Genomic DNA, 14,684 nt, shown 5'->3' on the forward strand with positions numbered 1-14,684 from the left:
TCGTTCAGGCCGGGGTTTCCTGCGGCGGCGTCAGGTCGCGCACCACCGTGTAGCCCGACTGGAAGCCGCTTGTGGCAAGCAGTGTCCAGCCCGCCTCCCAGGAGGTGGATTCAGGTCCGGCCTCGGGCAGGCAGGCAACGCCGTTGGTGGCCGTCTGCTGGAAATAGAACAGGCGTCCGTCGGCACTGTAGTCCATCACCGCATAGCCGAAGCCCGGGGAAATGCCGATCTTCTGCCAGCCGCGCCACTGCTGGAACAGCGCATCGACCTGCTGGTTGGCGTACAGGCCATGGTTCTCGTCCTCGGCGACCAGCATGATATTACCATCGGCGTCGAAGTCGGCGGCAAGGTTGACGAGCGTGGTGCCGACCATGCCCGGGCGGATCCATTGCGACCATGTCAGCGATCCCGGCGGGCTCTGGCGGATCTGTACCACGTCGGAATTCGCCCCGACCATGAAGATGTTGAGGGCGCTTTCCTTGTCGAGCACCGGACAGGGCAGGCTGTTCGCCGGGCCGCTCGCGGCGGTGTCGATCTGTGTCCAGCCGGTCCATTGCTGCGGTGTCAGGGTCTGCGCCACCGTCTGCTGGTTGACATAGAGATGGCGGTCGTTCGGGTCGCTGCCGACACCGGCGATGAGGATGCGGCCGTCGACATTGGCCGCGACCTCGATGAGCGCGACGGACTGGCCGGCGAGCTGCTGCCAGGTGCCCCAGACATGCTCGGGCGGCTGCTCCACCGGCACGGTGATGGTGATCGGCTCGCTGGCGCCCGGCGGCACGACCTTGATCGTCTGCTCGACGATGCGGTCCGGGTTCTGCCGGATCCACCAGAGATCGCCGCTTGTCGCCAGCGCGAAGACCGAGACGCGGCCCTCGGCATCGGCGATAAGGCGCAGCTGGTGAAGCTGGGTGACGCCAGGCGGCAGGCCGAGCGAGACCGGCGCGTTCCAGCTTTGCTCCGGACCCGAGCCGTCACCCGCCTCGTCGATATAGTCGATGGAGGGCTGGCCGCTCCTGATCGCGACGATGGCGACACGGCCGTCGGCGGTGGTGCCGGAGGCGAGCGGCGCGCTGTAGGCGTCGGGTGTCACCGTCACCCATTTTTCGGACCAGGGGCCGTTCGGCGCGACCTGGGCCTTCCACACGAGCGGATTGCCGGCATCGGTCTCGATGCCGATGACCATGAGGCGCGAGTTCTCGAAGAACGGAACCTCGCGGGCCTCGTCATCGGCGAGGGGCTCGGGAAGGAAGGCGCCTTCCTCCAGTTCGATTTCGGTCCTGGCTGCCTCGGTCATGTGGCACTCCCGCAATTGGTTCGAAAGAAGGTCGAAAGCCAGTGTGGCGGACCCGAAGTTCGTCACGGTTGCGCTTCGGGACGCGGCGAACTTCGGTCTTTGGACACTAGCTGCGCGAGGGGTAGAGGCCCTGCAGCGCGATGATGAAATTGATGGTCAGATAGGGCTGCATGTTGTTGTGCGCCTGCGAGCCGCCGGTGGTCGGCAGCATCTGCTCGGCCATGGTGCTGTTGGGCTGGTTGAGCGAATAGGCGTTGCCGCCGCTGGAAAAGGCCAACGAGGTGTTGGAAGTCGGCGTGGTGATGTCGCCGGGATCCGAGCCAACGGCCCGCAGCGTATGGGTGTGATTGGGCATCTGCGCCTCGGTCAGGGTGACCGTCTCGACGCCGCCACGCTCGCCGAGCCGCCGCAACGTCAGACCCGGGCCGCGGCCCGGATGCATCGGCGCCCGGCCTTCCAGGTTGGGCAGCGCGGTGGTCGAGCGCCCGTCGCCGCCATAGGTGGTTCCGATCAGCGAGAACAGGGCCGTGTTCTGCGACACGGGCAGAAGCTGGCCGTTGCAGAAGGCCCAGCTGCGGGGCGCGAAATTGCCGGCGAAGATGCGGATCTCGGCAATGAACGGTTCGGACATGGGATCGCCTCCTTCAGTGCCGGCTCGGATAGATGCCGAACAGCGCGATGATGAAATGCACGCACAGGAACGGCATCAGGTTGGTGTGCGACTGGCTGCCGCCGGCATGGGTGACGGCTTCGGCGCGCAGATTGCTGTCCGCGGTTCCGTCGAAATAGATGTCGACCGCCGTGGATGTCGCGGTGACATTGCCGGCCGGGGTGGCTTCGGTGCCGATATTGGTGTCGGCGCGCGCGGGATGGCCGTGGCTGGGCATCTGGTTGACGGTAAGCGTCACCTTTTCCTCGCCGCTTTTGGCGCCGAGCCGCCGCTCGCTGAGGCCCGGTCCGTGGCCGGCATGGATCGGCAGGCGGCCGCGCATGTCGGGCAGGCCGAATGTGGTGCGTCCGTCACCGCCATAGATGGTGCCGAGCAGGGAAAAGAGTGCGTCGTTCTGGCTGACCGCCAGAAGCTGGCCGTCGCAGAAGGCCCAGCCGCGCGGGGCGAAATTGCCCGCGAACATGCGGATCTCGCCGACAAAGGGTTCGGACATGGATAAGGCCCTCCCAGCCTTCAGGAATATCGGGAAAGGAACGCGTCAGTTGCGCGAGGGGAAGAGACCCTGCAGCGCGATGCAGAAATTGACGGCGAGGTAGGGTTGCATGTTGTCATGCGCCTGGCTGCCGCCGACATTGGTCAGCGTGCCGGCCCGCAGCGTCACCGAGGTGCTGGAGAAGTCGGCGAAGCCTGCGGGAAAGCCGCCGAGAACATGTCCGGCCGGCGAGCGCGTCGTGCCGCTGGCCGAGTCCGCCTCGACGAGGTGCCTGTGCTGCGGCATCTCGTTGACGGCGAGCGTGTGGGTTTCCTCGCCGCTCTTCTGGCCTTCGCCGTGGTGCGCGCCGCCATTGGAAGTGCCGACATGGATCGGGGTGCGGCCGCGCAGGTCCGGCAGGGCGAAGGTGGTGCGTCCGTCACCGCCATAGGTTGTGCCGAGCAGCGAATAGAGCGACTGGTTCTGGTTGATCGGAAGGATCTGCCCGTCGCAGAACCCCCAGCCGCGCGGGGCGAAATTGAACCCCACCATGCGGACTTCGGCAAGAAACGGCTCCGACATGAATCCTCCAACTTTCAAAAAAGTGTAATCAACGTTCCGGCAACCGGCGGTATCATGCACGAGATTATTAGCGATTGAAAGAGCTAACCAGCGCCTCGCGCTATCCGTGAAAATATCGATCAAGGGTTGTGAAACCCAGCTGTTTCACGTAGGCGCCAACAAGCGGAGCCGGGCGTGCCGGCATCCGGTTGCCTGCGCCCCGGCAGGCGTCGTGTCCAGTGGCGGTGCAAAAACGCCCGCGCGTGGCGGGCGTTCCTGGTCGGATCCGGTGTCGCCCCTTGGCGATGCCCCTAGTGTGGTGGATTTGAAGTTCGCTTCATTGGTTGCAGCAAGCTCCGAAACGGACGTCAAATCCAAGAACCACACTAGAAACAGAAACTTGCTAGTCACCTTCTTGAATCTGAAGTTCGTTCAGAGACTGTCGCGAGTGAAGCGAACTTCAGATTCAGGTGACTAGTTCGGGCAAGCGGCAACGAAGGAGAGCGTGCCGGTGCCCGACAGCGCGGCGTCGATGGTCTGGGCGACCGTGTTGTTGGCCGCGCCGGCCAGATGCGTCTCGACGGCGACCTCGGTCGCGGCGCCGCCGGTGCCGTTGGCGATCTGCAGGCTGCCATTGTTGCGTGCCCGCACCCGGATGCCGTGGCCCGCATAATGGGTGCCGGTCACCGTGTTGTTGGTGACGGTGGCGCAGATCGTCGGCGTCGGACCGCTGCTCACGCCGGAATCGACGATGATGCCGTCGAACTCGAAGCCCGTGACGGTGTCCTGCACAAGGTTGTTGTCGATGAGGACGCTCATCTGGTGGCTGGAACCGGCGCCTTCGCCCGCCCGGACCCAGATGCCGCGTTCGTTGTGATCGAAGATCTGGTTGCCGGTGATGCGGTAGATCGACGAGCCGTCGCCGTCGCCGTCGACGTTGATGGCCGAGAAGGCGGTGCCCGATCCGTTGACGCCGTTCGTGCCGATCGTGTTGCCGGAAATCGTCATGTCGACCGTGCCGGCGAAGTTGCCCGCTCCGTTGACGCTGCCGACATCGATGGCGTTGTTGAGCGAGCCGAGCGTCGCCATGTTGTTGTTCGAGATGGTGACGTTGAACAGGCCCGAGCTCTGCGTGCCGGCAAGGATGCCGATGCCGCCGTTTCCGGCGATGCCGGAATGCCGGGTGAAGGTGTTGTTGTCGATCGTCAGCCCGTAATTGGCGGTGCCGGAGGAGACCAGCTGCAGGTGCGAGGAGACGGCGGCGACAAAGTTGTTGCCGCTGATCGTGCCGTTGACGTTGCCGGCGCTCGCCTGGATGGTGATGCCGTTGTTGCCGATCGCCGCGTTGCTGCCGTCGCCCGTGGTGATCGCCATGCCGGACATGGCAAGCGTCAGCGTGCCGGTTGTGCCGTCATTGTCGATATGGACCGAATCCTCGATGCCGCCGAGATAGGTGCCGCCGGTGAAGGTCGCCGTGCCGGTCAGGTTGTTGACGTAGAAGACGCCCTCGTCGGCGCCGGCATTGTTGCCGTGGACGCCGGTGAAGTCGACATTGGTCATCGTGATGCCGTTCACGCCGAAGCCGCGCAGGCCGAAGTTCGAGGTGTTCTGCACCTGCAGGTTGTCGGCGCGGAAGTTGGTGACGTTCTCCAGATAGATCGCCGTGCCCTGGCCGCTGGCCGTCGGCGTCTCGTCCGGCATGTCGGCGCCGCCGATGTTCTGGATCAGGCCGCCGGAACCGTCGGTCGAGCCCGTGCCGGTGATCAGGAAGAAGCCGGATGAGCCGGTGTTGCGCAGGTTGATGGCGTTGCTCGCGCCATTGCTCGAGATCGACTGGAAGGTGACGCCGGCGCCACCGATTGACGTGCCGTCGATCTGCACCGCCCGGCCCGTCGTCGTCGTCACCGAGTTGCCGGTGCCCGTGACCGTTACCGTGCCGCCGCCGGTTGCGACGTAGCCGGCGCCCGACGTGGTGTCGATATCGAGCCCGCCATTGGTGAAGGCGATGGTCGAGCCGGTGTTGTTGGTCAGGCTGACGGCGGTGTTGGTGCCGCCGTTGACGGTCGCGCTCGTGCCGGCGAAGGTCACGCTGGTGCCGGCCTGCAGGTTGGAGATGTCGATCGTCGCGCCCGTGCCGCCCGTGTTGGACAGGTTGAGGTTGCCGGTCGTCACCGTGCCGGAGACATTGTTGAGGCGGATGCCCTGGCCCGCGCTGGTCGGGGCGCTGACGGTGCCAAGGGTGAGGTTCAGCGCTGTGTTGGTGATGTCGATCGCGCCGGTGCTGGCGCCGAAGGAAATGATATTGATCGCCGAAACGGTGCCGAGCGACACGGTGCCGGCATTGTTGGCGAAGATTGCTGTCGTGTTGCGCGTCGAAAAAGCACTGGCCGACTGGATGGTGAAGCTGCCGGTGTTGTTCTCAAGATAGATGCCGCCGCCGCTTTCGCCGCTGTCGTCATTGTCCAGGGCCACGCTGCTGAGCGTGATGTTGGTCGCGGTGCCGCGGATGTCGATGGCGGCAACGCCGTCGCCGAGCGCGTTGTTGCTGCTCACGGCGCCATCGAGAATGGTGAGACTGCCGCCGTTATCCGCATCAATGCCCTGGCCGCTGGCGGTGACGGTGCCCCCTCCGGTGTTCCTCTGGAAGTCCGTATGGACGAACCTGGAGAAGGTGGTCTGGGAGGCCGCGTTGTTGTTCAGCAGCACCAGGCCGTCGCCGCCTGCCGTATAGGCAACGTTGTCGCGGTTGGAGACTTCCATCTGACCCTGGAAATCGGCGACGAAGGAAGCCTGGGCATTGGTGATCCGGATACCTGCCGTCTGGGCGTAGTAGATGATGTTCGACGCCGTCGTGGTGAACGAACCGGAATTTCCGTCGAGATCGATGCCGTAGGTCATCGGACCCGGCGTGCTGCTTTGGCCGAGCGTGATCGAGTTGAAGGTGAAGGCGGCGGACGAGTTGTTGACCCGGATACCGGTGCCGGTGACGCCGGCGGCCGAGGTGCCGGCGACGCGGAAGGCCCCGCCGGAGACGTTCTGCAGGTCGACGAAATTGCCGCTCGAGGTGCCGGAGGCGGTCGCATTGTCGAAGAAGACGCCGCTCGCGCCGACCGCGACCGTGTTCATGATGATGCCGCGACCGGTCGCCGTGTTGATCGACTGCGTTCCGGCGCTTGCGACATTCAGCGTCAGCAGTGTTCCGGCCGTGCCGTTTGCGTCGAAGCCGGTCGCCGCATTGGTGTCGATGTCGAGGGCACCGGTGAAGCTGACCGTGGCCGTGTCGCCGGCGCCGAGATCGATGTCGACGCCGCCGCCGGCCGAGCCCGCATTGTTGATCGTGGTCGCGCCGAGCGAGAACGTGCCGGTCGAATTGGTGATCCTGAGACCGGCATTGGTCGAGCCGGTGACGTTCAGCGTGCCGATGGTCAGGGCGTTGTTGCCCGCCGCCGTCGCGTTGCCGCCGTCGACGAAGACGCCGGACCCGGCGGAGCCGGTCGAGCTGACCGTGCCGAAGGTGAGGTTCATCGTCAGCGGATCGAGGAAGAGCGCTGCCCCGCCCGTCGTGTCGACCGTGCCCGAGCCGCCGCCGTTCAGCGTGAAGACGGTGTTGTTGCCATTGGTCTTGGTGTCGACCTCAAGGCCGGTGCCGCCATTGTTGAAGATGTTGAGCGTGGTGAAGCCGAGCTCGCCGGTCGTGTCGATCAGGGACAGGCCGTCGCCCTGGACCCGGTTGCCCGTGCCCTGGCCGACATTGAGCGTGCCGCCCGCGACGGCTGCTCCCGCGCCGTTGCCGTCGAAATCGACACCGGAGAAGAGAATGCCGCCGCCGGTGCCGTTGCCGATCACCGTGTTGCCCGAGAATGAGCGGATGCCGACGCTGCTGGTCGTCGTCGTGACGTTCTGGCCGGTGATCGCGACGCTCGGCACGCCCGCGGCCGTGCTCTCGAACGTCGTGGTGTCGAGCGACAGCAGCAGGTTGTTGGCGGTCCCCGCCCCGGTCTCGTTGGCGGTCAACGCCTGACCGGTCGAGCGGATCGTGTTGGTGCCGGTCAGGTTGACGGTCAGCACGCCCGTTCCGGAGGAATCGATGTCTACGCCGATCCCGGCGACATCGCCCGTGTCGCCGTTGCCGCCCGATCCCATCGTGATGCCGGAGAGCGCGACGGTTCGGGATGTGCCATCCGAATTGACGACCTGGATGCCCGCGCCGCCGATGGCGGATGTGGCGCCGAAGGTGATGTTGCCGAACGTGCCCGACGCGTTGGTGAGCTGCAGGCCGGTGCCGCTCGCCCCGTCGATCGTGTTGGTGCCGGTCATCGTGCCGGCAAGCGAGCCGCCGCCCGAACCGTTGAGACGCAGGCCGCTGGTCAGCGTCAGGTCGGAGAAGGCCGCCGTCGAGGCGCCCGACGTGCTCGCGAGGCTGATGGCGAGGGCGCCGGTGCCGCCGCCGATCGTGCTGGAGCGGATGATGGCGTTCGAGGCCGCGCCGAAACTCGCCGAAACGCCGTTGCCGGTGCCGGTATTGGTGATCGAGACGTTCTGGATCGTCGCCGTGCCGGCCAGCACCACCGTGTTGTTGGCGCCCGAGGTGGTCAGGATCGGCACCTCGTCATCGATCGTGGTGATGCCGCTGGTCGCAGTGATGGTGCTGCTTGAGGAGAAGCCGGTGAGCTGCACGCTGGCCGGCGCGCCGCCGGCCGAAATACCCAGGGTCGAGGCGTCGATCGTGTCGCCATTGGCCATGCCGATCAGCGCCTGGCCCGCTGCCAGGTTGAGAGTGCCGTCGCCCTGCGCGACGAGGTCGATCGTGTCCTGGACGGCGTCGACGGTGCTGTCGATCAGGACAATGACGCTGGCGCCGGAGGCCTCCGCCTGGGCGGCCGTGCCCGGGCTGTCGAAGGTGCCCGCGCCGGGTGTCCCGGCCGTGTCGACGACGAAATAGCTGACGCCCTGCAGGTTCGACACGTTGCTGGTGGCAAAGCCCACATCCTCGAAATCGTACTCGCCGGTGCCGGTTGCGCCGGTGGTGACGATGGCGAAATTGCCGGCGATGCCCGAGGTGTCGATCGTGCTGGCGACCGGGGCGGACCCGTCGCCATACTGGAAGCGCACGCCATTGGCGATGTTGGCATTGGTCAGGTTGACGCCGATCTGGACGCCCTGGATCGTGCCGGAGCCGGTCGTCACCACGTTCTGCGTGTTGTCGTAGCCGGTCAGGTCGATGCCGGTGGAGCCGGTCTGGCTGGTGCCGGTGATGTCGAGCGTGGCGAAGGTGATCGCGCCGTCGAACGTGCCGCCCGACAGGTTGACGCCGGTGCCCGCGCCAAGGCCGGTGATGTCGACGTTGCCGAACGTCATCGTGCCATTGGCGTTGGTGGCGCGGATGCCATTGCCGCCGGTGCCCATGGCGATGGTCATGTCGCCGGTGGTCAGCGTGCCGGAATTGCCGTTGAGAAGCAGCCCGTCGCCGCTGGTAACGGAGATGTTGACCGTGCCGAGACTGACATTCGAGGCAACATTGGCGAGCGACACGGCCGAACCGGTGGTGCCCGAAACCGTGGTCGTGCCGGAGACGGTGAAGGCGCCGCCGGTGAGGTTGTTCAGTCCGATGCCGGTCGCGCCCGCCACGTTGGTGTTGGACAGCGAGGTCAGGTTGATGCCGCCGGCGGCGATCGCCGTGTTGGAAAGATTGATGCCCTGACCGGCGTTGGCGGCGACCGTGCCGGTGGTGATGCCGAGCGAGCCACCCTGCTGGAAGACCACGCCGAAGGCGCTTTCGACGTTGATGTCGAGATTGGCGAAGCTGTACGTCCCCGCCTGGCTGTTGTTGTCGATGAAGAGGCCGGAGCCGCCCATCGCCGTCGTCGCGCCGAGATCGACCGCGCCGCTGAAGGTGACGGAATGCGCCCCTGTCGCGCCGAAGGAGGAGATGCCGCTGGCGCCGGCGCCATTGGCGGTGACCGTTCCCGCATGGGTGAGGCTGCCGCCGGCGAGGTTCATCAGGTTGACGGCCATGCCGGTCGTGACATTGATCGAGCTTGTCGCGTCGAAATTGTAGGCGGCATTGCCGCCATCGATCAGCAGGGCGACGGCGCCGCTGCCGGAAATGTCGACATTGGTGGCGTTGATCGTGCCGGCGGGACCGGTGGCGTTGGTGGCGAAGCTCAGCCCGTTCTGGCCGGCGCCGGTGATCGAGATGTTTTCCAGCGTCGTCGTGCCGGACACGTCGGTGAGCGTGATCGAGGTTCCGGTTGCGCCCGTCGAGGTGATGTTGCGCAGGGTGGAGTTGGAGGCGTTCAACAGCACGTCGCCGGCATTGCCGGAGAAGGTGACGCCGTTGATCGTCGTGTTGGTCGACGGCGTGATCTCGATGCCGCGCGTGGCGAAGTTGCGGATCGTGGACGTCTCGATCACCGTGCCGGTGGCGCCGGTGCCGTTGTCGTTGATGCCGCGTCCTGCGGTGCCGTTGCCTTCCAGCGTCAGGCCGGAGATGCGGTTGCCGCTGGCGCCCAGCGTGATCACGTCATTGCCGGCCGTGGTGGTCAGCGTGGCGGCGCCGCCGCTGGTCGGGTCGGCGATGGTGACGCCGGCCGCCGACAGCAGGATCGTCGGCGGAACCGTCAGATTGACCGTGATCGCCTGGCTGCCGCCGGCGCCGTCGCCAAAGCCAAGCAGCTGCAGGCCGTCGGCAAGGTTCAGCGTGTCGTTGGCGTTGGTGCCGGCCGTCGAGATGACATTGCCGTTGTTGATCAGCACGATGATGTCGCCGGCACCGGCGGCGAGTTCCGCCGCGGCCAGCGTCATCGGATTGGAGGCATCTGATCCGGACCCGTCGCCGCCGCCGGTCGCGCCGTCGGAATCCACATAGTAGATCGTGCCGAGCCCGAAGCCCGCGCCCGGGCTGCCGACAAACGCGACATCCTGGAAATTGTAGGTGCCGAGCGTCGGCGCGCTGGCCGCGTTGATCGCCGTCGTCGCGGAGATCGACGACCCGGTGTCGCTGGCGCCCTCGCCGTCGCCGAAGATGAAGTTGGCATTGCTGGTGTTGTCGAGGAAGACGCCGGTGTCGACACCGGCGATGGTGGCGTCCGCGCCGCCGGCCGTGGCATCGCCAAGTTGCACCGTGCCGCCGCCGAGAACGCCGCGCAGGTCGACGCCGATGGTGCCGGCCGAGCTGTTGCCCGTCAGGTCGAAATCGCCGGCGGTGACGGCGGCATTGAGCGTCGCCCCGGTCAGTTCGATGCCGGTGGAATTGGCGGAGTTCAGCGTGATGTCGAGATCGGCGAAGGAGATCGCCCCGGTGATCGTGCCGGAAATGTCGATGCCGGCGCTGTGCGCTTCCGGTGTGCCGGCGCCTGCGATGAAGGTGCCGGAAACGATCGGTGTGGCGTGCGGATTGACGATCACCGTCTGGCCGAAGGAGATCGCGCCGCTCGTGCCGGTGATGCGGATCGCGTCCTCGACCGTGTCGGTGATCGTCGTCGTGCCGGAAACGGTGAAGGTGCCGCTGTTGCCGTTGAGATCGATGCCGACCGTCGCGCCGCCGCTTGTGTGGTTGGCAGCGGCCACCGAGGTGATGTCAAGGGTGTTGAAGTTGAAGCTGCCGGAGGAATTCGCCACCGAGACGGCGGTTGTGGCGATGCGCTGGTAGAAGCCGCCGCCGAAATCCGTGAAAGTCTCCGGCGCATTGATGGTGGTCGCACCGGTGACGGCGAAGGAACCGGCGAACTGGTTGGCCGAGAGGCCGCCGCTCAGCGTCAGGCTGGAGAGCGTGATGTCGCCGTTGGTCGCGCTGGCGCCGGTGCCGAGACGGACGCTCTCGGCGGTGATGCTGCCGTCGGCGATGCCCACCGTCAGGCCCGGATTGCCGCCGTTGAGAGACAGGCCTGTGCGGACCGCGTTGACCGTGTAGTTGCTGAAGTCGATGCGGCCGGAATTGTTGTTGAGCGAATCGCCGAAGAAGATGCCGTTCAGGACGGATTGGCCCGGCGTGCCGGCGGTGAAGGTGCCGCCGTTGACGGTCTGGATGCCGGCCGTGGCGAGGTCGGCGTCGAAGGTGACGCCCTGGAAGTTGACGCCGTTGTTGAACAGCCCCGGATCGAAGGAGGTGGCGTCGCCGAGCAGCGTGTTGTTGGCGAAATTCGTGACCGTTACGAGGCTGTTGCTGGCGATCACCCGGACGGCGGAATCCTCGGTCCGGAAGGTCGAGTTGGAGATCGCCACGACGGCGCTGTCGTCGCCGTTCGTGGTCACGGCGATGCCGTGCTCGCTGGGTGTGCTGCTGGCGCCGGAGGCGTCGTGGGTGATCGTCAGCCCGTCGATGGCGAGGGTAAGCGCGCGCGTCGCCGTGCCGTCGTTCTGGACAACGTTGAAGCTGTTGAAGGAGCTGCCGCTGGCGACGGTCGCCAGCGTGCCGCCATTGACCGTGAAGGACCCGTCGAGGTTCTGCAGCGACACCGATGCGATGTTCGAGTTGGTGGCGTTGACCTGGTCGAAGGTGACGTCGGTGTTGATCCCGTTCAGCTCGAGCGCGGCCGCCGCCGTCGCCGTGACCGTCTCGCTGGCCGTGTCGGCGATCCGCAGCGTGCCGCCATTGACAGCGCGCAGGCCGGTGAAGCCCGTGGTGGCGACGTCAAGACCGCCGTCGAAGGCGACGGTCGAGGTCTGGCCGCCATTGTCGATGTTGACGCCGATGCCGCCGAGCGCGGTCGTCGTGCCGAGCGACACCTGGCCGCCGAAGGTGACGTTGCTCGCCCCGGTCGCTCCGGAAACGGTGATGCCGGTCGCACCCGCCCCGTTCGAGGAGATGGCGCCGAAGTGGCTGAAGCTGCCGCCGATGCGGCCGGTAACGGAGACCGCGGCGCCGGAGGTGTTGGTGAGCGAGCTGGTCGCGTCGAAGGAGATCGTCCCGTTGCCGCCGGTGACGGCGAGCGTGTTGACGCCGGCAATGTCGACATTGGTGCCGGTGACGCTGCCCGACACGTCGGCGAGCGTCAGGCCGGTGCCCGACCCGTTGGAAATGTCGAGATTGGTCAGCGTCACCGCGCCGGTGGTGTTGGTCAGCGCCACGGTGCTGGTCGAGGTGACGCCGGAAATCATCACGCCGGCGATGCCGGTGCCGGAAATCGCGCTGCCGGCCGAGCTGCCGATGGTGATGTTGCTGACGGCATTGCCGTTGGCGAGCGTCAGCGTCGCCACCGCGCCGGAGGAATTGGTCAGCGTCGCGGCGCCCAGGCCCGTCGGGTCGGTGACGGTGACGCTGCCGGTCGGCAGGTTGTCGCCGGTGATGTTGACCGGGATGACGAAGCCCGCCTCGGCGAAGGTGCGCCCATTGCCGAACGTGTCGACGCTCTGGCCGTTGGCCAGCGCGAAGCTGAGACCGTTCGTGTCGATCGCCGTGCCGTCGTTGATCAGCACGAAGTTGACGGTGCCAAGCCCGCCGGCAGCAGCGATGGCGGTCGCGATCGAGGCGCGGTTCGCCGTCGAGGAGCCGTCGCCGGTTCCGGTCGCCGTGGCCGCCACGTAGAAATTCTGCGTGCTGCTCACGTCGAAATTGAAGGCGCCGGTGAAATTGGTCGTGCCGAAGCCGTAGGTGCCGCTGCCGGAGATCACGCCGATGCCGTCGAGCGCGAACACGTTGCCGGCGATCATGCCGCCGCCGAAGGTGAAGGCCGCGCTCGCCGCCGTTCCGGCCGCCCCGTTGGTGCCCAGCACGACGCCGGTGGCGACGTTGGAGATGTTGCCGCCATTGGTGATGGTCACCGCGCGGCCGTTCTGCGTGCCGGACAGGTCGATGCCGCGCGAGCCCGCGACGCCGGTGCCGGTGACGTCGAGGCTCGACATCGTCACCGTGGCGTCGCCGCCGGCGAGATTGAGGCCGGTGCCGCCGCCAAGGCCGGTGATGTCCGTGTCGCCGGTGGTGATCGTCGCGCCGGTGGTGCCGGTCAGGTCGAAGCCGTCGCTGGTCGCGCCGGCGCCCAGGCCGTTGATCGCGGTCGTGCCGGTGAAGCCGAAGGTGCCGCCGCCGGTGATGACGACGCCGTCATCGCCGATATTGGTGGCGGTCAGGTCGGCGACGTTGATGATGCCGGTGTTGTTGGCGAAGGCGAGCGCGTCGCCGCTGACATTGGAGATGTTGATCGCCGACAGGCTGGTCGTGCCGGTGTTGTTGGCGATCGAGATGCCGGTGGTGCCGCCGTCGATGGTGATGCCCGACAGCGTCGCCGCCTCGTTGTTGAGGAAGATCGAGGTGCCGGTGATGCCGCTGAACGACAGGTTGGTGAGCGTCGTGCCGGTGGCGCCGGTGATGCGCACGCCGTCGGTCGCGTCCTGGATCGACAGGTCCTGCAGCGTGACGCCGGTGACATTGTTGCCGCCGACGACGGTGGTGCCGCCAAGCAGCGTCAGGTCGCGGATGGTGACGCCGTCGGCCAGCGTCACCGTGGTGACGCCGGGGTCGCCGTCGATGGTGCCGTTGGTGCCCGACAGCAGGAAGGTCGTCGTCGCGCCGCTGGCGAGCTGGACGCCGACGCTCTCGCCGCCGCCGGTGAGGATCTGCCCGGATTGCAGCGTGACGCCGGACGTGGTGACCGTGCCGCCGGCGCCCAGCACGACGACGATGCCGTCCGTGCCGGCATTGGCGACCGCGGTGGCAAGGCTCGTGGGATCGGCAAACGAGCCGACGCCGCCGCCTGCGGCATTGGCGTAGTAGACGCCGCCATAGACGCGGCCGGTGGTCGGGTTGATGACGGGCGTCGCGGTCTGCGGCGAGGTGCGGGCGCGCGCGCTCGAGCGGATGCCCTTGTCGCGGCGGATGCCTTCCGACATGCGTTCCTGGATCGGCGACAGGCGTGAGGCCGTGTCCGCGCCGTCCTCGGTCCGGCCGGCGAAGAGCGGCACGCGGAACCGGGCGGAGGCGATCGCGTCGAGCTCGTCTTCCTTGTCGTAGACGAGTTCCGCGCCCAGCGTCAGTCGCGATCCGGCGAGACCGAGCGCGCCGTCGATCTGGTATTCGAGGCCAAGCCGGGCGCCGGTCTCCATGGCGTGGCCGCCACGGTCGTAGACATAGCCGCCGACATAGGTGCGCAGCCGCTGGTCCTCGGAGAAGGGCGAATCGAACATCGCGCCGATTTCGCCGGTCAGGCCGTAGAGAAGGGCTTCCGAGCGCTCGGTCAGGCTGCTCTGCTCGACGAGCTGGTTGTTGACGATGGTCACGCCGGTGGACGTCGTCGTGCTCGACAGCTTGCTGACGCCGCCAAGCGGAATATGGCCGTTGAGGCGGATGTCGAAGATCGAGGTGAAGGCCTCGACGCCGAGCGTCATGCCGAGGAACTGGTTGCCGTTGTCGGTCCGCACCAGGTCGACAAAGGCATTGGCACCGAGAATCAGGTCGGGGCCGACGATTTCGCGGAAGCCGAGACCGACGGAGGCCGAGCCCTTGCTGTTCTCGCCGTAATCGAGGCGCAGGTCGAGGAAGACTATGCTGTTGCCGTCCTGGGCGAGCGGCATGAACCCTTCGAGAAAGGCGGCGTTCTGGGATCCGGCCTGGGCGCCGAGTTCACCCCAGGCGCCCCAAAGCGGAGCGGGCTCCTGGGCAAGGGCGGCGGATCCCGTGCCGGCCAGCAGGGCGGCGGCACACGAGGAGGACAGCAATTCCCGTCCGGCTCCCGAGAGGAAGCGCCTAT

Annotated in this window: 5 protein-coding genes; all 5 read right to left on the minus strand. The window is 66.8% G+C overall.

Annotated features, from left to right (window positions below):
- Positions 1–4: 4 nt before the first annotated feature.
- The 5 genes from ACQY46_RS06170 to ACQY46_RS06190 all read right to left on the minus strand — a co-directional run bounded on the left by ACQY46_RS06170 (position 5) and on the right by ACQY46_RS06190 (position 14,652).
- Positions 5–1,297, minus strand: a complete 1,293-nt coding sequence (locus ACQY46_RS06170) for a hypothetical protein (protein WP_428699392.1) — start codon at positions 1,295–1,297, stop codon at positions 5–7.
- A gap of 106 nt (positions 1,298–1,403) precedes the next feature.
- A complete protein-coding gene (locus tag ACQY46_RS06175) occupies positions 1,404–1,928 on the minus strand; it encodes a phage tail protein (protein ID WP_428699393.1) in 525 nt (174 codons plus the stop codon).
- Positions 1,929–1,941: 13 nt separating this feature from the next.
- Complete coding sequence (locus tag ACQY46_RS06180; RefSeq protein WP_428699394.1) at positions 1,942–2,460, minus strand: phage tail protein; 519 nt, start codon at positions 2,458–2,460, stop codon at positions 1,942–1,944.
- Between the two features lie 45 nt (positions 2,461–2,505).
- A complete protein-coding gene (locus ACQY46_RS06185; protein WP_428699395.1) occupies positions 2,506–3,021 on the minus strand; it encodes a phage tail protein in 516 nt (171 codons plus the stop codon).
- A 453-nt stretch (positions 3,022–3,474) separates the two neighbouring features.
- On the minus strand, positions 3,475–14,652 hold the full coding sequence (locus ACQY46_RS06190) for a beta strand repeat-containing protein (protein ID WP_428699396.1): 11,178 nt from the start codon (positions 14,650–14,652) through the stop codon (positions 3,475–3,477).
- Positions 14,653–14,684: the final 32 nt, after the last annotated feature.

This window comes from Stappia sp. (assembly GCF_965276915.1).
In the GTDB taxonomy this organism is placed as follows: domain Bacteria; phylum Pseudomonadota; class Alphaproteobacteria; order Rhizobiales; family Stappiaceae; genus Stappia.

Bases quoted from the DNA above. Each gene is read 5' to 3' on its own strand.
- ACQY46_RS06170 (WP_428699392.1), bottom strand. From the start codon at position 1,297: ATGACCGAGGCAGCCAGGACCGAAATCGAACTGGAGGAAGGCGCCTTC.
- ACQY46_RS06175 (WP_428699393.1), bottom strand. From the start codon at position 1,928: ATGTCCGAACCGTTCATTGCCGAGATCCGCATCTTCGCCGGCAATTTC.
- ACQY46_RS06180 (WP_428699394.1), bottom strand. From the start codon at position 2,460: ATGTCCGAACCCTTTGTCGGCGAGATCCGCATGTTCGCGGGCAATTTC.
- ACQY46_RS06185 (WP_428699395.1), bottom strand. From the start codon at position 3,021: ATGTCGGAGCCGTTTCTTGCCGAAGTCCGCATGGTGGGGTTCAATTTC.